The organism is Niabella beijingensis (assembly GCF_020034665.1).
Taxonomy (GTDB): Bacteria; Bacteroidota; Bacteroidia; order Chitinophagales; family Chitinophagaceae; genus Niabella; species Niabella beijingensis.
Genome location: NZ_JAIQDI010000001.1, coordinates 2,015,527 through 2,040,668 on the forward strand (window position 1 = coordinate 2,015,527; position 25,142 = coordinate 2,040,668).

The following is a 25,142-nucleotide window of genomic DNA, read 5'->3' on the forward strand; positions in this document are numbered from 1 at the left end:
ACTAAACTCCAGTCTTTTTATTATGGTTTGGAGGAACTAGACTATATTTTCGTTGATGCTCAAAGTTCACTTTAACAACATAATAGTTTCGAGCTAATATTTTTTGAACGTATTCTTTAAAAGCAGAATGAATTACTTTTTAAAGTGACCACCGCCCGGTTTTCTCTATTAAATGAACTCGGAACACGATCCCTTTAGTTCCAGGAGCAGCAAAGGGCCAATATGGTGATGTCTTTAGTTGGCTGCTATCTACTACTGCCGAAATGCGGCTCTGCAAAACAAGTATTGCGTTATTACGCACATCATCATTCTTAAGCTCCTCAAACTTCCCCCAGCCGATTACACTTTGCCATTGAATCATATTTTTTATACTCTCAACCTGGAAACAAACCTCCGGATTTTTTCTGATAATATTGATTTTCATACCTTCATATGTCCGTCCGTAAATATAAGTCCCATCGTAAGCATAACAAATTGGTATTACATAAGTAACTCCCTCTGCGTGACAACCCAAATGCCCTAAAACCTGGCTGTAGAAAACAGCATCAATTTGCTCCTTATCAAGATTCTGAACCATTTGCAAAGAAATTAAGTCAACAAATATAGCAATCTAAATATACGACATTTGTGCTTTCTTTTTTAAGAACGGACGCCGGCATTTAAATACTCCTTTCTCATTTTCGTAAGTGGAAACTGCCCCAAAAACCCATTTATATTTTTTTAAGTACCCACTAAAAGATAGTTATTATCATTCCATTTTATTGGGAAAAGTAACATACCTTTGTTCAGTCAGTTTATATGACTGAATCTTGAGGAAAATTTCAAAAATAGTAACCCCGTTTTTAGTTTTCATAATGCTTTTCGGAATTATGAGGAACAGTCTATTATATGTTCTTTATAAATTTGATGCGGAGCTTTTTATTAGTATGTTCTGCGAAAACAAGAACAGACCTCAACTTCATTGTAATGGAAAGTGCAAGCTCGCCAAGATGTTGAAGGAGGAAAAGAATGAAGAGGCCACCAAAGTATTAAAACAACTGCAATCCGATGTAGTATTTTGTTTCCCTCAAAAATGGATTGGCTTTTCCAGACAAGAAAGCACTGTTAGTAATGAGAAGCATTTGACAGGCTATCAAAATCTCTATACATTTCTTTTCATGGCCAGAAACTACAGGCCTCCACAGGTATGAGTATATAATCCCTTTTCTTGATTTTACTGTGTGTATTTCAATTACAGCACTTTTTAGTGTCTGTACTTATCAGTGTAACCCTAGAAGTTACCATTAGTTTAGAAATCGCAGTAACCGTTTAATGATTAATTATGCCATATAAGGATTTCTCGTAAGGTAAATCCTTGTGGCCAATTTATGTTGTCAGATAGAGCCGCATATATTTTTACATTGAATCCCTAAGTATTCAATCGATGCTGGTATATATTTAAAAATTTTAAAGATGAAAATTACAGAAATACTAAGATACACTCTCGCTATTTTTGCTACCTGCTTTTTTATTTCCTGCTCAAAAAAAGATGGTCCAATTATCAATGATGAGCTAAAAGGCTTACAATTGGTAACAACCATTTCAAATGCTACGCACAAAATAGAATTCTACACTGTTAATGGAAGATTTCAAACAGGCTACAATAAAGTATATTTCCAGATAAGAAACATGAATGGTACGCTTATGGATAATGCTACGGCTTCATGGATTCCGGAAATGAACATGACAGGCATGAAACATTCTTGCCCGTATTCATCAGTAAGCAAAAAAGAAAATTCAAAGTCCACTTATACCGGTTTTATAGTTTTCCAGATGGCCGGAAATGATAGTGAATATTGGGACCTGATCTTGAATTATTCCATTAACGGTACTAATTACAGCGTGAAGAATAAAATACCGGTATCGTCTGCACCTAGGCGTGTTGTGGAATCCTTTCAGGGAAGTGACGGTAAGAGTTATATATTGGCAATGGTTGAACCCTCCAATCCTCGCGTGGCGACAAATGATATGACAGCAGTTCTGTATCGTATGGAAACAATGATGAGTTTTCCTGTTGTAGAAAATTATAAAATAAAGATAGACCCCAGAATGCCAGGTATGGGAAATCATAGTTCTCCAAACAATACAGACCTCATACAGGGAGGCGACAAAATGTATCAGGGCAAACTTAGTCTTACAATGACAGGTTACTGGAAAATCAACCTTATGTTACAGAATGATGCGGGAGCTGTGATAAAGGGAGAAGCAGTAACAGATACCAACAAAAGCAGCAGTATCTATTTTGAATTGGAATTCTAAGACTCGGTATGAATAATCTGTACTTGTTCCGGTCAAACCCATTGTTTTTGGATCGGACTGCAAGCAGTTAGTAACATACCGCAAATCTTTAACCATGTTTCGATCAATTATATTTAGCATACTCTGTATGTTATGCTCAGTGGTGATTTATGCCCAATCACGTACGGGACAAAATCAGGACTCTAGTAAATCTAAGCAACTGGAGGAGGTTATCGTAATAGGACAGCGCAACCGGACAGACAAGACAGCAAAACCATTGGCAACATTGGACAACTATATTGAAAAATCCAGTGCAATCAATATGATAAAGCGCGGCGCCTATGCATGGGAACCCTACCTGAACGGTATGGCTTCAGAACGTAGCGTTATTACCATAGATGGGATGAGGATCTACGCAGCCTGCACAGACAAAATGGATCCCATAACTTCTTATGTAGAGGTGACCAATCTTTCAAAAGCAAACATCCACAGCGGGTCGTCCGGGTCTACGGCAGGATCTACCATCGCCGGAACTCTGGACCTTGTCAGGAAAAAGGGCTCGTTCGGTGAGCGGTCTATGAACGGAATGGCTTTTACCGGATTTGAGACCAATAATACGCAGAAAGTCGTTGGTGCGGCGTTGAACTATTCGCTACCCAGATTCTTCGCCGATGTTGATTTTTCCTTTCGGGATGCGGATAATTACAGGGCGGGCGGAAGTAAGGAAATACTGCATTCACAGTATACTAAATATAACGCATCGGCGACCATCGGTTACAAATTAAATGAGCACCAGCAGTTGGAGGCTTCATTGATCTATGACCGGGCTATTGATGTAGGTTATCCGGCCTTGCCAATGGATGTGTCCCTTGCCAAGGCTCTTATCGGTTCAGTTTCCTACACCCGTCATCATATATCACGGCAGATAAAACAATGGCAGACCAAGTTTTACTACAACGATGTCACCCATATCATGGATGATTCCAAACGTCCAGTCGTTCCAATCCGCATGGATATGCCCGGATGGACCAAAACCGCAGGCTTCTATTCCATGTTAGAGGGAGGCACAGGTAAACATAACTGGAAGACCAATGTCAGTGGTCACTATAATAAGTCACTGGCAGAAATGACTATGTTTTCCAATACAGCGGGTGAAAAGGATATGTTCATGCTTACCTGGCCGGGAATAAATACCTATTACGGGGACTTTTTCGGTGAGGACATCTATTCTCTTTCAAAACATTGGAGTGCTATAGTGAGTGCCGGACTAGCGATCCATAAGAATTTGGTAAGTAACCAATTTGGGTTGGAGAGTCTTCGGATTTTCTATCCAGGAATGTCCAAAAGCAAGACACGATTGCTCAAGAGGCTATCAGCAATGTTCGAGTTTGAAAGGAACAATTGGTCTTACAATTTGGGAGTCGCTTACGGAGAACGTGCACCAAGTGTTTCCGAAGGGTATGGATTCTATCTTTTTAACAGTTTTGACCGTTTTGATTATATAGGCAATCCTGATATGAGAAATGAAAAATCAGCAAGTGTCAATATGAGTATTTCGTATCAGAATACAGGGTTCTCTGCAAAGCTAACCAGTTCTTACTTTCATATTATGAATTATATCCTAGGCAGGCCAAAGACTGGTTTAAATGTAATGACTATTGGGGCTACAGGCGTGAAAGTTTACGAACAGCTAAACTATGCAGGCATTCTAAATACCTCTCTTGATATGAGTTATCAAATTATAGATGGCTTTTCATGGGCCGGACAGATAGGGTACCGCAGGGGAAGGGGTGAAAATGGTTTATTGTTACCATTAATCCAACCACTGTCCTACAGCTCTGCATTTACTTTCTCAGCAAAATCGTTTTCAGCTGATGTGTCTCTTAGCGGCTCATCCCGATATAACAAGTACAATCCAGAATTTGGGGAGTCAGAGTTGCCGGCCTATACTATTTTTAACCTTTCTATGGCCAATCGATTTAAGTTTGGCACAAAGATATTTATTCTAAAGACCGGCGTAGAAAATATTTTCGATAAGAATTATACAACATTTGCGGATTGGAACCGAATACCCAGAATGGGCAGGAATGTTTTTGTGAATGTGGTTTGGAAGTTTTAATTTTTCAGATCCGGAGAATATAAAATAACGCACTATGATCACTCGACCGATACGGAACATTCGGAAGCAAGTTTTTTTTGTTTTTAGTAGACTCTTTGTCTGCACAAAATTGATTAATAATCAACATCATTCTGAACTTTTTAGAATCTTTTCTTGACCGTGGACTACACTCCACGGTTTATCTTTACAAAGGTAAACACAAAATCAGTCAGATGACAAGCAGAGATACTTACATCGTCACAGTGATCACCTTCACATTTTCGTTACTGCCTTTAAACAGTTATTCGCAAATTCTATCAAAAATGAACGGGAAAAACAAATACAGAATAGTGCAGGGTACATGGCTAACAACAAAGAAGCGCAAGTAGCTTGCAAATTGACAAGTCCCGAACTGCGAATAAGAAAAGAAACGACTATTGCGAGTTTGAGGCACCAAATACTGGATAAAAAAGAGTTGACCAATGGATATGCCTATAAGTTTTATGGGACGAATGATGTTTTGGATGTTCTAAATGAGTTTATTAAAACAGAGAGGTTATGCTGTAGTTTTTTCATATTTACTATTTCAGCTAGTGGTGATAAAAGCGAAGCTTGGCTTTCCCTGACCGGGCCAAAAGGAGCAAAGGAATTTATGACAAACGAACTTGGACTTTAGTTAAAAGTTAAAGCCTATTTTTGCTCTTCGAATTTTGCTTTGTGCGCTTCACTGTTCAGATGAAGGTAATAATGCCTTAATTGAGCAATAATTGCCAGAATTAGAATCGCACACGCCACAACAAATAGTATAGTCTTGATAACAGAATATTTCCTATTTGACCGATGCTTAAGTGATTTATTTTGAACCTTCTGGCCGTGTGTCGGGGATTTTCTTCTGTGACGTATTTTTGTCTTTTTCAATTTTTATACTATTATAACAACATCTGGTAGGAAAGACCAAACTTTTGCGATTGGTAGTAGGGTACAATCATACAGTGTTTATTTTTTTTCTTTTTGTTGCGCAAAAGGGAATTGAACTTAGGATATAGCCAATAGGCAAGTTCGGTTGAAAGGATTCCCACACCAGCTCCTGCCACTACGTCCGTCATCCAATGTTTATTATTCAAGACCCGGTAAACGCCCGTAAAGGCAGCAAAAGGATAGCCTGTCAGGCTCAGCAGTAGATTTTTATCCCTGTATTCTTTGTACATAAAATGTGCAGTAGAGAAGGCAGTAGCCGCATGCCCCGACGGAAATGATTTTCTATTGGAACCATCGGGTCTTTCCTCTGCGATCATATTTTTTGCTGGAGTAACGATAGCCGCCGATATCAACTGGGAAATTGTAAAGATCATTGTTCGATCTCTAAAACTGTGTTTTCCTTTTATTCCAGCCAGGTTCAGACCATACACCATCACAGCCGGGAAATACTGGGTATAGTTGTCTAATGTGGTTCTCCCCAGTCTGTTATGGGAAATCTCCATCTTAGTTGAAACATCCAGTTTTTTCATCGCCGGAATGGCAAAACTAATTGCCCCCACCGTGATGAGGGACGCGGGAAGGATGAGTTTCCTGTACCCCAACCGATAATCATTTTGGCTATTTACTATCGAATCAGTCTGATCGGAAGTCCTCAGAACAGACTGAACTTGCGCAAAGGATCGTTCATGGACTGCTGTTAAAAAAATTATTAAAATTATTCTTGAAATCACTGATATGGGATATAAATATTTTATAGGTTCTGTAGAATAAAATCTACCCGTTCATTCGGTGGCAATACAGGAACATGGACTACCGGGCATGGAAAACGGCTATAAACCTCAATGATCAATTTATGTATGCGGATCTGCTCATCTTCATCTTCCAGTCTTGCATAATCGTTGATCAACGGAAGACGGTCAAGGACAAATACTTTCTGGTAACAGAATTTCTTGCACATTGCGACAAGTCTGTTGTCATATTTCAGCCCAAGAAACTCATAATAAGCCATCGCATCCGGTAGCGCTCTATCCAGAAAAGCGATCTTGTTTACATCAAGTGTCGATTCCTGCCCGATCTGTAGATTCAATATATCCAACTGAAATTGTTCTCGGTTACTCCTGATATCTTCAACTGTGCGACCCTTTATTTTTTGTGTGTCGATATAATGCCTTGCCTGTTCTGCAATAGTCACATATCCCAGTTTTGCCAGCAGCTCCACTATGGTGGTTTTCCCCGTACATGGTCCTCCTGTAATTACGTACCAGTTTGTCTTAATTTCCTTATGGTTGATAGTATCCATTCTTTTCCTAGTTCCATTTTGGTTATTTGCAAAGTATACGGCACTCATTGATCACATCGCTTATCTTCTTCGGCATCAGTCCCATTTGGGTTAATATTTCCTGGCGTTGAAGCAAAGATTTACAGACAATTATATCATTAGCTATCAGGATTTTTTTATCCTTTTCGGTTAAGGATGTCAGGCAGGTCACAGGATAAAGACCGGAGCGGTCAATAAGATCTTTTAGACCTTTATCCCTCGGATAATCCCACCCTAGCAAAGACATTCCCATGCACGTGCCGAATTGTATCGCATCGTCAGAAAAGCGGCCGTTTGTCACTATCCAGCTTTGATGAAACTGGCGCGCATGACAGCCGCTATCCTGCCATTGTTTCTCCACATCAAGAAACCTTGACCGGATGTACAGGGGAATTTTGACATCGCTTACAAATCCTTGCCGGTTATGGAACTTGCATTCAACCATGATATGGTGCCCCTCTTTTGTAGCGATAACATCTATTTCATGCTTTACACAATGGCCAGGAACAATCACTCCCGTTTGGGTATTATACCCCAATGATTCCAATATCGCCGCAATAAGCTTCTCAAAAGGGAAACCGGTAGGGCCAAGCGACATGATTGCTTTTTTGAGATTGTACCGAGCAGAAGCAGGCTTTGACATTTTTTTCAGCCATTTGAAAGCAGTCCTGTAAATATCACGGGTGCCCATTCCGTCTTTAAGGATATCCTGCACCTTTTGCAGAACAACCTCTACCTGCTGGAGAGTCGCTCCCGATCGGGACAGTGATCGTTTTAATTTGTTACTATCAAAAGCCACACGCTTCCCGGATGCTTTGGTAATGTATATTTCGCCCGTACTACTTTGCATAACTCCTTCCTTTTGACCGAAAAAGATGTTTTAATTCTGAAGACTATCGTTAAGCTGACACTAAAATTTCATTCGTTGTATCCTGATGGCGTTCAATATGGCAATCAGAGATACCCCAACATCAGCAAAAACGGCTTCCCACATCGTAGCCAGGCCTCCTGCTCCCAATACCAGCACAATGCCTTTTACCACGAAAGCAAGGGTAATATTCTGCCATACGATCTTTTTTGTTTTCTTGCCGATATTGATTGCAATTGGGATCTTGGAAGGTTTGTCATCCTGAATGACCACATCCGCTGTTTCTATTGTCGCGTCGCTTCCGAGTCCGCCCATTGCGATGCCTACATCGCTCAGGGCCACTACGGGGGCATCGTTTACACCGTCACCCACAAAGGCTACCGTTTCGTTCTTCCCTTTGATTTCTTTTACTCTGTTGACCTTGTCTTCCGGTAACAGATCCCCGAACGCATTGTCGATTCCCAGTTTATCGGCCACAAATTTCACGACCGTGGTTTTATCGCCACTTAACATGGTCACCTTCACATTTAGTTTATGCAGCAGTTCAATAGTCTGTTGGGCATCTTCCTTGATACTGTCCGCAATAGTAATATATCCCACGAACTTACCTTCACTGGCCACCGCGATAGTGGTATACACAATGGACGAGGGATCAACATCATAACTGATGCCGAATTTATCCATCAGTTTGAAGTTCCCGACCAATAGTTCCTTACCGTTTATAGTTGCCTTTAAACCATGTCCTGCGATCTCTTCCGTGTTTTCGAGCTTTATCGAACTATCGACTTCTCCTACATACTCGTGTATGGCCGTTGCCACAGGGTGCGTACTTAGGCTCTCTATCGCATTGACGAGCTTCAATATCTCCATTTTATCAAATTCAGGATTGAACACTACTTCCTGTACCTTAAAGACCCCTTCGGTCATTGTACCAGTTTTGTCCATTACGACATTCTGTATCGCAGCCATTGCATCCAGGAAGTTGCTGCCCTTAAATAGAATACCATTGCGACTGGCAGCGCCGATACCACCGAAATAACCAAGGGGAATGGAAATTACCAAGGCACATGGACAGGAAATCACAAGGAATACCAAAGCCCTGTACAGCCAGTCGTTGAATACATAATTATCTACGAAGAAATAAGGAACAAGGCAGATGCCTATTGCCAGTAAGACTACGATAGGCGTGTATACCTTCGCAAACTTCCTGATGAAAAGTTCGGTGGGAGCTTTCTGGGAAGTAGCGTTCTGTACCAGCTCCAGTATTTTGCTTAGTTTACTGTCCGTATAAGCGGTAGTCACCTTAACCTGGGCCACGGTGTTTAGATTGATCATACCTGCCAATACAGCTTCCCCCTTGTTCTTGGTATCGGGTTTACTTTCTCCGGTAAGCGCAGCGGTATTGAAGGATGCATTATCTGTTAGCAACTCACTATCCAGTCCCAGTTTTTCTCCGGGCTTTAGCAGAATAATATCACCAATCTTGGCATCTTCTGCTTTGATGGTATTGGCCTTATCATCAACGATCACGGTAACCTCGTCGGGTCGCTGGTCAAGTAATGCCTTGATGTTGCTCTGTGCCCTTGAAACAGCAAGGGTCTGGAAGACTTCACCTACCGCATAGAACAGCATAACCGCGACGCCTTCTGGATATTCCCCGATAAAAAACGCTCCAATGGTAGCGATACTCATTAAAAGGAACTCAGAGAATATCTCACCCTTGGCAATGCTCTTGACAGCGTCCCTGATAACCGGAAAACCCACGATCCCATAGGCTACCAGATACCAGACAAATCTCACTGTCACTTTAAACCATTCCTGTGGAAGCCAATTGTCGAAAGCTATGGCTATGAGCAAAAGTACCAGGGAAAGAATGGAGGGAAGGAACATTTTAAATGTATTGCCATCTGCATTACTGTGATCATGTCCATCCTCGTCGCTATGCCCATGATCATGTCCGTCATTTTTATCATGTTTCTCTTCTATTAGCTCTTTTGCGCCAGCCTTGGTATAAACCTTTTCAGTTTGCGTACAGCACATCTGTCTGCCCTGCGCGTCGTATTGATGCTTGTGTTCCATATTTTCTATTTTAGAAGGGTTTTCAATATTTTATCTTTGAAGAACTGTTTTGTGATACTATTTGCCTCATCAATAACAGCATCTAATGAAGGGGCTTTGTTGCCCAGATACTTCTTAGCCTGGACTACCCCTTTGCTATTTTTTGCTCCTTCAGTTTCCTTCACAGCTTCTGCCAGAGCAAGTAACCCAAGTCCCCGGTCTTTCAGCATTCCCAATTGCTCAATTATCCAGCTCAAAGCGAAAAAGCCATATTTGGAAAGTACCAGGGGATGCATTATTTTATCTTCTACTGGCGGTAGCGTGTTATATGAAGAGTTCAATACGGAATCGGTAAGGTAGCTCTTTAGGTCCAGCCTTTCCTGTTCAATATCGACTAGTTTTATACAGCCTTGTAGTGCCTGTGCGTATATACTCAACCAGCGTAATTTCCTGCGGAACTCGTGGATACCCGATTCTACATCAGTAAAAGTAACCTTACCTTTCTTTGCAAAATTCATTATCTCTTCAATTTCTGCCCTGTAGAATTTAAGAAGCCGCTTGTGTTGCTCGCCTTTACTTTTCCAATCCGTTTTTTCCAGAGAGCTGTTAATCCTTTTCAATTGCTTCCCATTTAGCCAGCCCTTACTATTGAGCAATTTATTAAGCTTGCTTATAGTTTCCGCCTCCTTATCGAAAAAATAGAACTTCACGTTTTCAGGTATCCTCTTATCCTTTGAAAACTCTTTACCGAAAGCGTTAAAGTAGTCTATACTACCCAGCACATCTTCCAATGCCTTAAATTTTTCCTGTATTTTTCTGAATTTCTTTTTGTCGGGACCGGTGGAAGTATAAATCCTGGCCAGTGCCTCGAGTTGGAACAACGGAGCTCTCAAACCGTTTTGAAAAAGGTAAAAGGCAGGGTTTTGATCTTTTTGAGCCGCTTTTAATAAAGTGGATACTTTTTGCATATGCAAATTGAATTGAATATTACTTTGTTTCATGGTCGTCTTTCTTGCTGTTGAATAATTTTTTTACAAATCCTCTGTACCAAGCAAATTTATTAATGGAGAATATCAGCAGGGTAATAGCTGTCGCTGAAACGGCTAAAGCAAACATATTAAGCGCGATGGCTATTCCAATGGCTGCAATAGTCCATAGGCCTGCGGCTGTCGTCAAACCTTTTGGCATATTCTTATCATCCCGGAAACCTATACCAGCACCTATGAAGCCCAAACCGGTAGCAATTGCTGCCAACATTCTCGCAGTTGCAGATTTATCTTCCGATAGATGAGCAGCCACAGATACAAATAGGCATGAGGCTACGCAAATACAGGCAAAAGTCCTGATACCTATATTTTGTTGTTCTATTTCCCGTTCTATACCAACAATACCTCCCAACAGGAGCGCCAGTAACAATTTAGCCGAGAGTAAAAGTTCAAACTGGATATCCATAACGTTTACGGTTTACATTATTAACAAATAGGTTACATTTCAAAATAAGAGTCGTTTTTAGGTTTTAACGGAATGTCTTTTTCTCCGATCATTTCCAATATATTTATTTCAATTGTTTGTGCCAGCGAAGTCATTGGAGTATCAACAGGAGTATTCTCAAAAGGATCCTGCATAATGATGGCCGTTTTTTCAATAACAATAAAAAGCGTAGGTATAAGAATGGTCATCACTATCTCAACTGTAAGCTGCGAATCCTCCAGCCCAAAGGGTAGAATGGCAGCAAAAACATAGATCAACATATGGACTAACAGGCTGTAAGATCTAGGGAAAACAGTATTCTTTATACGTTCACATTTACCCATACTATCACAAAGCCTTGCAAGCGTTTCATTTAACTGCACCTGCTTGATATCTGTAATTACTCCTTCAGAGGCCAGCTGCTTAATAGTCTCAGAATGTTTATCCAGCAAAGCATTCGGTATGTTTACGGCCATAATCTGGTAAATGTTCAGATATGCTAAAACAGAAGGCGAAAATTCTTGCCTTCGCAGCGATTCTCCCAAAGCATAGGTCCAGACAATCTGCCTATCGGCAAACTCTTTAATTTGGTATAAGCGGCTTTCGGGTACAAACTGGATGAACTGTCTAAGCAAAGTTCTTGAATCATTGACGATAGCGCCCCAAACAGTCCTGGCCTCCCACCACCGTTCATAGGATTGTGCTGTTCTAAAAGCAAGCAATATGGAAACTGCGGTTCCAACCAAAGCAGGAACACTTAGGGGTAAGGATACTTTTTTGAATGTCGGCTGCATATCCAGCAATCCGATAGATACTGCAAAAACACAGATCAAAATGAGCTGTGATTTGATTTCATTGACAAAGTACCAAATGGATATTTTTCGGTTCAATAACATAAAGAATATTGGTATTTTATATTTTCATTTTTTTATACTGCTGGTGTCATTTCCAACACCCGGATTTTTTCGATGATGATAAACGCCCCGTTTTCGATAAGCCCATTGAATATCTTTTGACAACCTCGAGTCTATTAATGGGTCGCGCAAATTGAAGAACCAGTACCATTGTGACAACAGAGACTTGCTGTACAGGCACATCCTTAGTAATATCAACCATATTGAGTTCGATTTCTATACCAAGGGTTAAACTATCTAATTTTTCCCTGCATTTAACAATCATTTCTTCGGAATCATCTATTCCTACAAGGCTTACATTTTCAGGCATCAGTTTAGACATTTGTTTTAAGGTGGTTCCCGTGGGGCAGCCTATATCATATGCTTTTGTCTGTGGCTGCACATGGTTTTTACTAATTCACTAACCATCTGTTGGATCTCCGCATAGAAGGGTACAGACCTACTAACCATGTCATCAAATACCAATGTGACTTTTCTGTCAAATGCGAAATCAAGAGTATTATCAACCTTTTTTTTAATTACATCATCCGATGAGTTGTTAATATTCTCGTGTTTCATTGTTTACCTATTTTTCTTATACATCAATTCGATATTAACGTCCTTAAATCTGCTAAGCACCGACTTCCCATAATCGGTACAATAGCTGTGTGCCGTAAGTAAAGAGGTATTTACTTTATGCCATTCTTCCTCCGAATATATTTTATCCAGAAATACTTCAAACTCTTTCCTGATAGCTTTTGCGTATCGAGGATAGGATGGTCTGGTAAAATGGTACAGGTCCGCATCACATAAAACTTTTTCTATCATAGATATTGGGTGCTGCGGAAACTTTGTCGCCTCAATACAAGCCAATACTGAATTAATAAATTCAGTATTGGCATTATATTCCTCTAAATAATGTTGAGCCATCTTCTTGCTTTCTTCCTCGTGTCCAATGTATGCATTTACATATCCGCAGTCGTGAAACCAGGCGGCAACGATCAGTATATCCATTTCGGATGTAGCCAAATCGCTGCCTTGCCCGATCTCCCAAGCTGCCTGAACAACCTCATAGGTATGGTTAAGGTTATGAAACACAAAGTTTGGTGCCAGGTTTTTTTTAAGAAAAACTGGAACATCTTTTTCTACAGACTTTATCAACGGACTCATAACTTCTCTCTTTTCCAAGATTAATGTTCATGACCACCTGTGTTACTAAGTTTGGCATTGATAAAGAATGCACCCTTAGTAACTATTTTTGCGTCTTTCGGGATTTCGGTCACAGGGGTGATCACGGTATATCCCAATTCAGAAACTCCTTTGGCTACTTCTATCTTTTCAAAGTTCATGTTAGGCTCACTTTGTTTATTCTCAACGGCATGATCATGCTTTTCGCCCGGCTTATGAGCGTGATCTTCTTCAGCCTTCTGGTCGTGGCTTTCTCCCTCTTTGTGCTCTTGACCTCCTTTTTCGTGACCAGCTTCCGGTTCTTTGTCCGTATGAACAAAGACATAGAACTTCCCATCGGCTTCTATAATAGCCTCATTTGGCACTGTGGACGCCATAACATTTTCTACACTCACCATCCCCGTAATGTTCATACCATCAATTAATCCGGTCTTATTGCCTACTACTGTGCAGTGTACAGCAACCGTTTTGCTTTCGTTCTCAAAGGAGGATCCTATATTGAATACTTTAGCAGTATATGTTACCCGGGGATTATTGGTAATGGTAAAATTCACAATTTGTCCTACCTTCATGTAGGGCAGATCACGCTCGAACACCTGGAGATCAAGGTGGAGTAAGCTGTTGTCCACGATTTCAACTACAGGAGATGATACATCCACGTAACTACCAATCTTGGCAAGTTCATTGCTGATCGTGCCACTAACAGGACTTGTAACTACCAATGCAGCTCTTAGATTTTCTCGGCTTATACTCGATGGATTGATGCCCATTAGTTGTATCTGCTTTTTCAATGAAGACTTACGCGCCAATAAGGTGTTAAGATCCGCTGTAGCGGATTGGAGATTCCTCAAAGCCCCGGCGCTTCCCTGGTTAAGCTCTTGTTGGCGATTTAGTTCCTGCTGTGCCAGTGTGATCTTACTGTCAATGGTGATATACTCTTCCTGCAACTGGACAAATTGTGGGTTTTCAATAGTAGCAATCATCTGACCTTTACGGACGTAATCGCCCAACTGTACGCGAAGACTTTTAACAACGCCGCCGTAAAGTGAAGTTGCATTTGCTTTCTTGTTGTTAGGCACCCTTAGCGCCCCGTTTGCCTTAACTGTAGCCGTAAGATTTTTGTTTTCGATGTTTCCGAGGGTTATTCCAACCGCTTTGATCTGTTCTTGAGTAAGTGACGCAATAGTGGATGACTCTTCCTCTCCATGCCCTTCTTCACCTTTGGCTTCGACCGTCTTTGTTTCCGCTGAAGCGTTAGCGCCTTCTCCTTTTGCCTCTTCACCACAGCTATATAAAGATGATACGAGGATAGCTGCAACTAATATTTTCCCTATAATTTTCATTTTATCTTATTTGTTATTGAAGTAATTAAATTGAATTGCTGATTGATTGTACTGGTTCAATACATCCAGGTAGTTTTGACGGATGCTAATAGCCTGGTTAAGAAACTGTCCCAGATCCGCAAAACTTATCTCTCCCGTTCTATAACTCAGGCTAGCCGCGCTGATAATTTCCTCTGACTGTTTTAATCCTGAAGTTTCATAGAAATTCAGCAGGGAATAGTTTTTTTCTATTTCAGCAATTGCGGATGCTCTTTGGGTCTGGAACAACTGTGTCTGGTAGGAAAGTGCCTTCCCCTGAACCTCTTTCTCAGCAACTGCAACCTTAACTTTATTCCTGTAGGCACCAGTCCCGAACAATGGAAACGATGCCATTACAGAAAATCCGGTAAAAGGGTCTTTAGCGCCCCATAAACGTTGACTGAAAAACCGTCCTGAAAACTCAGGTTTATTGGTGTTTTTTTGTACTTTAATATTGGAAGATGCAATATTTACATTCTGTTCCTGCAAAGCTAGCACCGGATGAGCCATGTTGCTTTCCAGCAATTCTACTGCTATTTTTTTAAGCGGTTCAGCGACAGGAAGCAGCCACTCATTTTGATTTAAAAGCATCATTAACTGTCGTTGCTGTACGGTCGCTTCCTTCTTGTTCTGTTCAAGGAAAGCCTGGAGCTCCTTAAGTTTTGCCTCTGCCGCTACCTGATCCAGCTTTGCTACATCTCCAGTCTTTACCCGAACTTCTGTAGTTTTGAACAGCATCGTGTAAATACTATCAAGACGTTGAAAGAGTGCTTGTTTATCCTGCAAATACCAAAGCTGATAATAGGCCGTGCGCACATCTCTTTTAATAACGGCGTTCAAAACATCCGTATTGAGTTCTGCGTATTTCAGCTGTTCTTCGAAATAATTCTTCCGGGCCGAGTACAATCCCGGCCAGGCTATACCTTGTGAAACTCCAACTTTTAAAATACCGACTTTATCCGATGGGCGGAAATCCTCGTTTTCTGCGAATACGCCCGTTTTAGGAATGTCATTAGCCGTCTTTACATTTAGCGAAGCACTTTTGATTTGAGCTGTATTCACACCAAATTGTTGATTATTCGCTAACGCGGTCGCTAAAGCTTTGTCGATCGAAATTCGCTGTTGTTGCTGTGCATTAACAGATGAAAAACTTCCCAGGAAGAGTAAGATCACTACTGCCGTTGTTTTCATATTACCTTTTCCTTTGATTTTTAATTTTGAGTTGAAGATGATATACAGTAGCGGCAATACAAACAGTGTAAGAAACGTCGCTGTGATCAATCCGCCAATCACAACTGTTGCCAGAGGCTTTTGAACTTCCGCGCCGGCACTGGTACTGATCGCCATTGGTAAAAAGCCTAAAGATGCCACTGTTGCTGTCATCAATACGGGACGCAAACGGGTCATCGTACCTTCCTTGACTCGCTGAAAAACATCACCCATACCTTCTTTTTGTAACTGGTTAAACGTACCTATCAATACAATACCATTTAATACTGCCACACCAAACAGGGCGATAAATCCGATACCAGCACTGATACTGAAAGGCATTCCACGAAGCATCAATGCGAAAACTCCGCCGATTGCACTCATAGGAATAGCCGTAAATATTAAAGTCGCCTGTTTGAAAGAATGGAAGGTAAAATACAGTAACATAAAAATGAGCAGCAAGGATACGGGAACCGCTATCATCAAACGGTCGCTGGCCTTCTTAAGATTTTCAAACTGCCCTCCGTAAGTGAAATAATATCCAGATGGAAGTTTTATTTTTGCTGCCAACTGCTGCTGTATATCTTCCACAACACTTTGTACATCCCTGCCGGCAACATTAAATCCGATTACAATCCTACGTTTTCCCGCTTCACGGCTTATTTGTGCAGGCCCCAATTTGTATTCAACATTTGCAATCTGTGATAAAGGTATCTGCACACCTGTATTGGTCGGGACCATCAGGTTGTTTACGTCATCTATGCTACTTCTGTGTGCGCTGTCCAAACGAACTACCAAATCAAAACGCCTCTCATTTTCATACACTTGTCCGGAACTCTTACCGGCAAAAGCGGTACTCACAACGTCATTTACGTCCTGTATTGTTAATCCATAATTGGCAATCCTGGTGCGGTCATATTCGACATTGATCTGTGGAAGCCCGCTAACCCGTTCAACTTGAGGAGAGGTTGCTCCGGACACACTTTGAATAACTTCACTCACTTCCTTGGCGTATGAAGCGAGCGTATCAATATTCTCTCCGAAGATTTTTACCGCTACATCTTGTCTGATCCCGGTCATCAACTCATTAAAACGCATCTGGATGGGCTGGTTTTTTTCAAAGAATACGCCGGGTATAACTTCGAGTTTTTCCATGATTGCATCTGCGAGTTCTGTGTAACTTCTTTTAGATTTCCATTCATCCTGTGGTTTAAGTACCACCATCAGGTCGGTAGCCTCGGGTGGCATTGGATCCGTAGGAACTTCGGCAGCCCCCGTTTTACCCACCACCATCTTGACTTCGTCAAATTGTTTGATAATTCGCGATGCTTGCATGGAGGTTTCAATACTTTGATTCAGCGAACTACCTTGTGGCAGGATACAGTGAAAAGCGTAGTCCCCCTCCTGTAATTGGGGTATGAACTCGCCGCCCATTCTGCTGAAGAAAAATACTGCAATTGCAAAAATGCCAACAGTGACGCCTACTATAACATATTTAATTCTGATGGCCTTTTGTAACAAAGGTTGGTACCAACCCTGAAGCTTACTCATCATTTTATCACTGAATGTCCTTTTGTGGCTTGGTTTTTTTGATAAAAGCAGGGCACACATCATCGGAATGTACGTAAGGGATAATACCAAAGCCCCGAATATTGCGAAACCAACCGTCTGGGCCATAGGACGGAACATTTTTCCCTCAACACCAACCAAAGTAAGAATAGGAATATATACGATCAGGATGATAATTTCTCCAAAGGCGGCACTGGTACGTATTTTAGAGGCCGAAGTAAATACTTCTTTGTCCATTTCAGTCTGAGTGAGCCTGGCTGTCGACTTTCGCAGGCCAAGATGGTGCATGGTTGCTTCAACAACAATAACTGCTCCATCGACGATAAGTCCAAAGTCAATAGCTCCTAAGCTCATCAAGTTAGCGCTCACGCCGAATACGTTCATCATTCCCAGGGCAAACAGCATAGCAAGCGGAATGGCAGAAGCTACGATCAGTCCGGCGCGAAAATTTCCAAGGAACAATACCAGAACGAAAATTACTATCAATGCCCCTTCTATTAGATTCTTTTCCACGGTGCTGATAGCACGACCAACAAGATCAGTCCGATCCAGATAAGGTTCGATAGTAACATCTTCAGGCAGCGACTTTTCGATAGTAGGCAGCTTTTCTTTAATACGCTTCACTACCTCATTACTATTTTCCCCTTTCAACATCATCACTACCCCACCTACAGCATCTACTTCACCGTTATACGTTAAGGCACCATACCTGACCGCACTACCAAATCTCACATTAGCCACATCACTTATATATATTGGTACAGCACCGGAATTTTTTACGACAATTCTCTTAACATCATCTAACGATGTTACCAAACCAATACCCCTGATAAAATAGGCATTTGGTTTTTTGTCGATGTATGCACCACCGGTATTCTGATTGTTCTTTTCAAGAGCGGTAAAGATATCTGGGATACTTACGCCCATTGCTCTCAATCTATCGGGATTTACGGCAACTTCGTACTGTTTCAATTGGCCACCAAAGCTGTTTACTTCAGCAATACCGGGTGTGCCGTATAGCTGTCTGGCTACAATCCAATCCTGCATAGTACGCAGATCCTTTGCATTGTATTTGTTTTCGCTTCCCTTTTTAGGGTGAATGATGTATTGGTAGACCTCACCCAGACCTGTACTTACAGGCGCCATCTCTGGGGTACCAATACCTTGGGGGATTTTATCGACAGCCTCTTTGAGTCGTTCATTAATGAGCTGTCTGGCAAAATATATATCGACACCCTCTTCAAAAACAACAGTTATCACGGAGAGACCAAAACGGGATATACTGCGGATTTCTTCAATTTTTGGAACATTCGCTATACTTTGCTCTATAGGGAACGTTACGAGTTGTTCTACTTCCTGGCCCGCTAATGTTGGGCAGGTGGTAAATATTTGTACCTGATTGTTGGTTATATCAGGAACGGCATCTATGGGTAATTTGGTGGCGCTCCACGCCCCCCATATAATAAGTACCAAAGTCATTAATCCAATAATGATTTTGTTCTTTATACTGAATTTAATAATACGATCTAACACAATGTATCTGATTATTTAACGCTTAATAAAATATGTAATCTTCTTCTGGGGATAGAAAAAGCAGGAAATAGATGCGTGCTATGGAATATCATACGTATATTGTACGACACCTAATCAGCGCTAAAAAGCACTTTTGTCTCGTATGAAGTACACGAGGGTGTTTCATACGATGAGACACGATCTAAAGAAAATTAAGCGTTAAATCTCGGCGGCTGCCAGATATTGCCGAAGTAATTGGAAACAAACAAAAATTCTCCGATTACAATTTTTTTGGTTGTAAAGTCTTGTGAAGGGATACTAAATTCTGGTGAGAGAGCACTAAATGAGGTTATTGAAACGCTACAACAAGTACATTGACAAAAGGGTGTACAATTGTCATCCTTGTCGTCATTATGACTATATTTCATTATTTGAGATACAGATTTTGCCTGTTCACAACTATTATCGATATCACTACACGATACGCCAAAAAGCGTTGCGAGGTAAAATCCTAATGTTGCTATTGCTATTATCCATCTCATCGGAACTGCAAAATTACGGATTAATTTTATACAAGAATTAAAATTATATATTTAATAGCAATGACTAGAGAATATAACGAACCCTGTGAAATTTTAATGCTTTCTTTGTAACAGAAAACAATCCCAAGCGTTAGGTATATTTTAATGTATAACATGCAATAGCTAGTATTTAGCCTTACTGGCAGTGTTAGACAAGTTTAAACTGATTGTACAGTTGTATACTCTCTTTAACTAATGTATATGATAGTCAATGCTTTTTTAACCACCCTCAGATTATTCCACTTCTATAAACATCTCTTTGAAATTAATAGTAAATGATTTAAACCCTTGAAGAAGATCGATGCCTAAATTGCCATAGTAATTCTCGCTTTCACCAAGGGGCGTCGTTCTGACATTGATTTCAGGTAACATTACTTTATGACCAGCAACATCAATCCTGAAATTTTTGAGCTTGTAAGCAGCAGCGGTGCTTACCATGCCCCCCACGCCGGCTGATTTCAGCTCATAAGGCGTTCCCTCCTTGACAATCATATTTTTATACCTGGTAAAGAAAGGCTGGTACAACACCGAAGAAGAGGTACCGGTGTCGAAGCGAAAGGGGAGACGATCTTGTCCGACTGTAAAATTGACGATGGGCATCGGGCCATCAAAAGCCAGATTGTACTCCTTATTTTTTACGGGATCGTTCATGATTTCAATAGTTCCACTTTGACGGATAATAATTTGCTCTAGCTGTGAAATGATGGGCTGACCTATAATTCCCTGTTGCTGGTAATCCTGCTGTTTAAAATACAGCATATCATCCGGTAATAATAGAAATACTGCATTGGTGATCAATATTTTTCCTAAGAATAGGGTATCGGACACTGCAAGCGATGACTGAATTACCTGCCCGGAAATACCACTGGCCACATCAATGTTCACCGGGTAGATTTCCATATGCATTTTCCGCGCGTTGCTTTCTGTAATCACAGATATATTCGCGCCAGTATCAAATATTAGATTACAGGTATCCTGTTCTCGTGTCATTGGTACTTCAATGAGGCCGATTTTATCTTTTTGAAAAGGAACGATAGCCGGGTAGTTGATAGAAATTTGCTGAGCCGGCACACTGGCTATTGCTGTCCACAACGCTTTGGATCCCTCTAAATCCTCCCTTATGGCGCTATCTTTGAGTGCTGGATAGGAGTGAATCAAACTGTCGTAACAATTTGCCGCTTGTTGGTATTGATACAGCTTACTATAATTATCGGCCTGAAGAAGGAGCAAGGCTCTTCGCACCGAATCCGTTGCGGCGGGGAAACGTTTATTGAACTGCTCAATCATTTCATTAGATGTCTCACAACGATTGAAAACATTGTCAATTACCGCCTGATAAAACAATTTTTTGTCGTCGGGTAAGCCGGATTTTACTCTATTAAACTGAGAACGCAGTTTAAAAAGATCCCTTTTGTGATATAATTGTTCAAGGTTCTGTTCAGCTTGTATATATTTGGGAAGTACAGTCTGTGCAGAACCAAGCAGATAGCAAAATAAGATACACGAGGCAACGCATCGTTTGAATAAATAGGCTATCATCACTATAGGCTTTACAGTTTATAAACAGATTAAAGGTATACAATTTTTTAACCTTACCTCTTTTGAAAATTTAGAAACTCATCCTTTATTGACAGATCAAATAGTAATGTTTACATATAACAGCTATGATTTAATTGATCCAACATCTTTAGACTATAGGGTATTAATTTAATACATTAATTATAGAAGACATAGGCGAAAAGCGGTTTCCGTAATACTAGAAACTAAAGGACGAGATATTGCTAATATTAAAACTATTCATGAATTAGAACCTCTTTCATTGATATACTTCAAGGCTTATGAATCCCCCAAATAAAATCGCCCCATTCAAATAAGAAAACAGAATCTTTTCTCATATTTCGCTTCATTTTTTGTCATCCACTTTGTCTCGGAAATAACCACTATTCGTCCCGGATTTACTCATTCCCTGGCTCATCATTAGATTAGCGTTTCCCATGGCATCTGCGACCATTCCGACACCACCACCTGTGACAGCGGCTGTGGCTGCCACTGTTCCCGTTGCTATTCCCCCGAATAAGCTAGTAGTCTTTGCAGTAATTGGATTACCCCCGCCAGCATTAACTACCATATTTGCTATACTCGGAATTGTAAAATAACAAACAATACCAATAATCATAAATACTATGTAACCAATATCTGCAGTACTAAAAAACGAATCGCCAGTTTGTTGTATTTGTGCTGTATCTAATCTGATCATTTCTTCCTGTATTTTACCGAGTAGGGATCCCAGGATATTCGCTATTGGCAGCCACAGATATATATTTATGTAACGCCCCAAATATACAGGGAGTGTGTGCTGAAAACCGTCGAATACAGCGAGCCCAAGCACAATAGGCCCTAAAATTGCCAAAACCAATAGCTTAAAGGTGCGGATAGTGTTGATGCAAAGAGCAGCAGCCTCGTAAAGTAGTTGAAGAAGGAAGGAAATAAAGTCCTTAAACATGCTTTTAAAGTTATAATATGCTTTGGACACAGCAAATTCAATATCGTATCCCACGCTTCCAAGTATGCCTTCATTATTAACTTTGTCGCTGTGGGTATACTGCATCCAAATATCGCGATCCCCAGCTCCATCATTAACTCCGTACATTTTGTACGCCATCGATTCTTTTCGCTCCTTCTCACGCTGTTCCATAAGTTTCTCTATAGATCTATTGGTATTATTCAGCATAGAACTCGTTCCCTGAACTGTAGGACTGAGAACGCCATTCATAATTCCAATAACAGATTGAAAGTTCAGGATACAAAATCCCAATACAAAAGGTCGAAATAGTGGAAAAAAATCTATCGGCTCTGCAGCAGCAATATGTCGCCAGACCCTCACGCCAATATAAAATAATGCCGCAAAACCCGCCAGCGCCTGACCCACACCGATCAGATTCCCGCACATTGGCAGCATCTCATTATACAGATTTTCAAGGATTTTGTGCAGTCCCCTGATTTGTTCCGGCATACCCTGGGCAAATAATATTCCCGGAAAACTTATCAGTAGCAATAACAGCAATGTTCTATTTATGTTTTTAAAAGTCATAGGTTAAATATTTTATTGTGTGATGTTCTATTTAATTCCGTGGAATGATTCCAGTGTTTGATTTTCGCTTTTATCCCTGAGTTTTTCTACTGCTATCATTTTTTGCCTGTTGTTAAAACTTCGCAGAAAAAGCAATTTCTTTTGAACATCCTGATATATCCGATCAATGCCTTTTAGCCGCTCGTTGTCACTCATACGCAACTGGCCGGCAGTAATAATCATCAATAATTCATCTAAATTCTTCATACTGTCATCGATCAGCCTATCGTATACTTTGTCGACATACTCGATTTGCCCATTTGTAAATACGTTGAACGAGGTAAGGTCTTTTAATGCCGCTTTACTTTCCTTTAATATTGCGGCCTGATCACGAATGATATCAGCAACCCGGCGATATTTTTTTACGGCAGGACTTACTTTATACAACCCATCTAAAAACAGTTCGTGTATTTTATAATTTCCAGAGGTGACTCCCTTTACTTTATTGTACCCTTCGCTAATGATCTTGTACCCGTCATACAATTGCTGCAAGATCTTGCGCAGCTGGTTCAACTTTTCCAGGTTAAGTACAAGTTGGGCTATCTCTTGCTCCTGTGCAATCGTATTTAACGGTAGCGATGTAAATGAGATAACAAATAGGGTTGTGGTTATGAATATCTTTTTCATGTACTAGGTGTTTATCAATTGGAAATGGTCAAATCGTGTTGATATTGGAGATGGTTTCTCTGCGTTGCTGTTTCTTTTCCTCACATCCAATACACATAAACATTTTCATCTGCCCCTGCGGATTATGCTTATAGTACTTTGTCGGTGATGACGCCCACCCCCAGGGTTTGCCATTTTGGATGGCGATCTTGTGCAACCGTTCGATTTCGAGAGCGGCTTCAGGAAATGAGTGCCTTATTTCAGCCCACTCCTCGTTCCCCGCAAACGCCCCACATAAACATTCGCCGCTTATACAAATCTTATCTTTAACAGGGTTTCTTAGGAGTTCGTTTTGCCTCATATAGATTTCAGAGTCTGATTCCGTCCAGTAAAAGATTGGTGAAAGCCAAACTGCGCTTCCCTCCTTTTTTATAAAATCTCTGTAGCCCATTCGTATTCTACTCTCTGATTTGCGTATACCCGTAATCAGAAGGATGTTTTCTCTTGCGTAGGGGGATGATTTACAGAAATGGGTAATATATTTTTTTAATGGCCGCTCTTTAAGCGTTATATACATGAATTTGTGTGATTGAGGACCTGGGAAGCCATATTTTGACACTAGTTTTTCATATGCATCGCCGGCGTACCCTTCATAAAGTTTCCAATCTTGCTCCATGCAGGTCCTGCGCACATAATCCCTGGACTGCCTGATTCCAATTCCCGTATTCCCATGATATACCGTAAAATCCAGTCCTAAAGATTTAAGAAAGGTTGCTGAATAATGTGTGCTACAAAGAGAATCATGCCCACCAGAAAAAAGCAGCAATATTCTTTTGGGACTGTACTCCCTTATAGCATTTGTTATTATTTCACTCATCCTTTGATGTTATCGGTATTAGCAAAAATGTTGTTACAGACCATGTAGCTCTTTCAGGGTTCGGTCATCCAGTTGTTCCTGCCGAATAGACCTGATCATCGTGATTGTTTCTGATGAAAATTTTTGAGCAAATACAAATTGGCCCTTGCTCTGTTCATATAAAGCACCTAACCGGGCCAACCTTGCATTGTCGGTCATTTTAACCGAATTGTCTGTCGTGATATCAACAAGATCTTTTCTGACAAATTCAACACCGTCCAAAAGCCGATCGATAAAGTCGTTAACATAAGTTTTCAGTGAATGTGATAAATTGTTATCCGTTCTCACCAGCATCCTCATTTCTTCACAGATTTTGAGGATATAAATTTGGTGCCTGATAATCTCCTTTGACTGGGGAGCGTTTCGAATCCGCGGATTTACAAGATTCAGAGATTTATAATAAAGATCATGGAGCTTAAACTCACCGTTTTTGATATCATTTATCGTATTCAGTCCTCCAGAAACAATTTTATATCCCTTTTTTACATACCCGAGGTAAATCTGCAGTTCAGCAATTTGCTTAGCGAGATATTTAATCTGTGTTTTCTTTTGATTAAACCACTCATTCAATTGCTGAGAGTAAGCCGGAGCAGACATTAAGCAAAAGATGAATGATAATAGAAGGTAGGCGCTTTTCATAATATTATTTATCGTTTTCGCCGGATCTTAAAATCTCCTTTTAATTGACGATCCCAGGGCTTTGGTCTCCTGAATCTACTTATAACAGCATTTTTACCTGGAATCTCATGATTGTTGCGCAGCTTTAATTGCTGTGTTTCATTTGGATAGCGTGATTCTATAAAAATACGCTCAATAACAAAGCCCTTTTCAATATCAAAATTTCCCAGGAGCTGACATTCTTTATAATCGTCCGGGTTGCGATATTCTGCATAAGTTTTAAGAGAAATATTAGCAGCACGAAGATTCTGTCTCTCCATGTGTGCCAAAAACTGATGTAGTGTTTCGCGTAGAGTTCCATAATGATGGAAGTCAGCCGCTTTTGAGATTATTTCAAAACGGTCATTATACCCTTTTGAGCGGAGCAAGGACTCAAACGGGCGGTGATGCCTGGTGTATTCATCTGTGGTATTCATAGGTATTTTTATTTTT

The 25,142-nt window shown here is 40.6% G+C and carries 22 protein-coding genes; 3 read left to right on the top strand and 19 right to left on the bottom strand.

Annotated elements, in window-relative coordinates:
- Nucleotides 1-139 precede the first annotated feature (139 nt).
- A complete protein-coding gene (locus K7B07_RS08455) occupies nucleotides 140-577 on the bottom strand; it encodes a pyridoxamine 5'-phosphate oxidase family protein (protein WP_223708903.1) in 438 nt (145 codons plus the stop codon).
- An 875-nt stretch (nucleotides 578-1,452) separates the two neighbouring features.
- Here K7B07_RS08455 and K7B07_RS08460 point away from each other — a divergent pair.
- The 3 genes from K7B07_RS08460 to K7B07_RS08470 all read left to right on the top strand — a co-directional run bounded on the left by K7B07_RS08460 (nucleotide 1,453) and on the right by K7B07_RS08470 (nucleotide 5,051).
- The gene (locus tag K7B07_RS08460) at nucleotides 1,453-2,298 is read left to right on the top strand and encodes a hypothetical protein (protein WP_223708905.1); all 846 of its coding nucleotides are present in this window, start codon (nucleotides 1,453-1,455) and stop codon (nucleotides 2,296-2,298) included.
- 127 nt (nucleotides 2,299-2,425) lie between these two features.
- A complete protein-coding gene (locus K7B07_RS08465; protein WP_223708906.1) occupies nucleotides 2,426-4,396 on the top strand; it encodes a TonB-dependent receptor plug domain-containing protein in 1,971 nt (656 codons plus the stop codon).
- A gap of 340 nt (nucleotides 4,397-4,736) precedes the next feature.
- Nucleotides 4,737-5,051, top strand: coding sequence for a hypothetical protein (locus K7B07_RS08470; RefSeq protein WP_223708907.1), 315 nt, complete (start codon nucleotides 4,737-4,739; stop codon nucleotides 5,049-5,051).
- A 253-nt stretch (nucleotides 5,052-5,304) separates the two neighbouring features.
- Here K7B07_RS08470 and K7B07_RS08475 read toward each other — a convergent pair whose 3' ends face one another.
- The 18 genes from K7B07_RS08475 to K7B07_RS08555 form a co-directional block, all read right to left on the bottom strand.
- Nucleotides 5,305-5,955 carry a phosphatase PAP2 family protein gene (locus K7B07_RS08475; RefSeq protein WP_223708909.1) on the bottom strand — a complete coding sequence of 217 codons (651 nt, stop codon included), beginning with the start codon at nucleotides 5,953-5,955 and terminating at the stop codon, nucleotides 5,305-5,307.
- A 149-nt stretch (nucleotides 5,956-6,104) separates the two neighbouring features.
- Complete coding sequence (locus K7B07_RS08480; RefSeq protein ID WP_223708911.1) at nucleotides 6,105-6,653, bottom strand: AAA family ATPase; 549 nt, start codon at nucleotides 6,651-6,653, stop codon at nucleotides 6,105-6,107.
- A 22-nt stretch (nucleotides 6,654-6,675) separates the two neighbouring features.
- Nucleotides 6,676-7,521 carry a restriction endonuclease gene (locus K7B07_RS08485; RefSeq protein ID WP_223708912.1) on the bottom strand — a complete coding sequence of 282 codons (846 nt, stop codon included), beginning with the start codon at nucleotides 7,519-7,521 and terminating at the stop codon, nucleotides 6,676-6,678.
- A gap of 60 nt (nucleotides 7,522-7,581) precedes the next feature.
- Nucleotides 7,582-9,618 carry a heavy metal translocating P-type ATPase gene (locus K7B07_RS08490; RefSeq protein WP_223708914.1) on the bottom strand — a complete coding sequence of 679 codons (2,037 nt, stop codon included), beginning with the start codon at nucleotides 9,616-9,618 and terminating at the stop codon, nucleotides 7,582-7,584.
- Between the two features lie 5 nt (nucleotides 9,619-9,623).
- A complete protein-coding gene (locus tag K7B07_RS08495; protein WP_223708916.1) occupies nucleotides 9,624-10,565 on the bottom strand; it encodes a hypothetical protein in 942 nt (313 codons plus the stop codon).
- A 19-nt stretch (nucleotides 10,566-10,584) separates the two neighbouring features.
- The gene (locus K7B07_RS08500) at nucleotides 10,585-11,049 is read right to left on the bottom strand and encodes an MgtC/SapB family protein (RefSeq protein WP_223708918.1); all 465 of its coding nucleotides are present in this window, start codon (nucleotides 11,047-11,049) and stop codon (nucleotides 10,585-10,587) included.
- A 32-nt stretch (nucleotides 11,050-11,081) separates the two neighbouring features.
- Entirely contained in the window at nucleotides 11,082-11,963 is an 882-nt protein-coding gene (locus K7B07_RS08505; RefSeq protein ID WP_223708919.1) for a bestrophin family protein, read from the bottom strand.
- 46 nt (nucleotides 11,964-12,009) lie between these two features.
- Nucleotides 12,010-12,363 (bottom strand): methyltransferase domain-containing protein, encoded by a 354-nt coding sequence (locus K7B07_RS08510; protein WP_223708920.1) that lies wholly within the window; start codon nucleotides 12,361-12,363, stop codon nucleotides 12,010-12,012.
- A gap of 179 nt (nucleotides 12,364-12,542) precedes the next feature.
- Nucleotides 12,543-13,148 carry an HD domain-containing protein gene (locus K7B07_RS08515; RefSeq protein ID WP_223708921.1) on the bottom strand — a complete coding sequence of 202 codons (606 nt, stop codon included), beginning with the start codon at nucleotides 13,146-13,148 and terminating at the stop codon, nucleotides 12,543-12,545.
- A 2-nt stretch (nucleotides 13,149-13,150) separates the two neighbouring features.
- Entirely contained in the window at nucleotides 13,151-14,491 is a 1,341-nt protein-coding gene (locus K7B07_RS08520) for an efflux RND transporter periplasmic adaptor subunit (protein WP_223708922.1), read from the bottom strand.
- 6 nt (nucleotides 14,492-14,497) lie between these two features.
- The gene (locus tag K7B07_RS08525) at nucleotides 14,498-18,820 is read right to left on the bottom strand and encodes a CusA/CzcA family heavy metal efflux RND transporter (protein ID WP_223708923.1); all 4,323 of its coding nucleotides are present in this window, start codon (nucleotides 18,818-18,820) and stop codon (nucleotides 14,498-14,500) included.
- 191 nt (nucleotides 18,821-19,011) lie between these two features.
- Nucleotides 19,012-19,341, bottom strand: coding sequence for a DUF6660 family protein (locus tag K7B07_RS27875; protein ID WP_420847742.1), 330 nt, complete (start codon nucleotides 19,339-19,341; stop codon nucleotides 19,012-19,014).
- Nucleotides 19,342-19,614: 273 nt separating this feature from the next.
- Entirely contained in the window at nucleotides 19,615-20,919 is a 1,305-nt protein-coding gene (locus K7B07_RS08530) for a retropepsin-like aspartic protease (RefSeq protein WP_223708924.1), read from the bottom strand.
- A 364-nt stretch (nucleotides 20,920-21,283) separates the two neighbouring features.
- On the bottom strand, nucleotides 21,284-22,471 hold the full coding sequence (gene traJ, locus K7B07_RS08535; protein WP_223708925.1) for a conjugative transposon protein TraJ: 1,188 nt from the start codon (nucleotides 22,469-22,471) through the stop codon (nucleotides 21,284-21,286).
- A 27-nt stretch (nucleotides 22,472-22,498) separates the two neighbouring features.
- On the bottom strand, nucleotides 22,499-23,137 hold the full coding sequence (locus K7B07_RS08540) for a TerB family tellurite resistance protein (protein ID WP_223708926.1): 639 nt from the start codon (nucleotides 23,135-23,137) through the stop codon (nucleotides 22,499-22,501).
- Between the two features lie 28 nt (nucleotides 23,138-23,165).
- Nucleotides 23,166-23,993 carry a phosphoadenosine phosphosulfate reductase domain-containing protein gene (locus K7B07_RS08545; protein WP_223708928.1) on the bottom strand — a complete coding sequence of 276 codons (828 nt, stop codon included), beginning with the start codon at nucleotides 23,991-23,993 and terminating at the stop codon, nucleotides 23,166-23,168.
- Between the two features lie 33 nt (nucleotides 23,994-24,026).
- On the bottom strand, nucleotides 24,027-24,671 hold the full coding sequence (locus tag K7B07_RS08550) for a hypothetical protein (RefSeq protein ID WP_223708930.1): 645 nt from the start codon (nucleotides 24,669-24,671) through the stop codon (nucleotides 24,027-24,029).
- 8 nt (nucleotides 24,672-24,679) lie between these two features.
- Complete coding sequence (locus tag K7B07_RS08555; RefSeq protein ID WP_223708932.1) at nucleotides 24,680-25,126, bottom strand: hypothetical protein; 447 nt, start codon at nucleotides 25,124-25,126, stop codon at nucleotides 24,680-24,682.
- Nucleotides 25,127-25,142 lie beyond the last annotated feature (16 nt).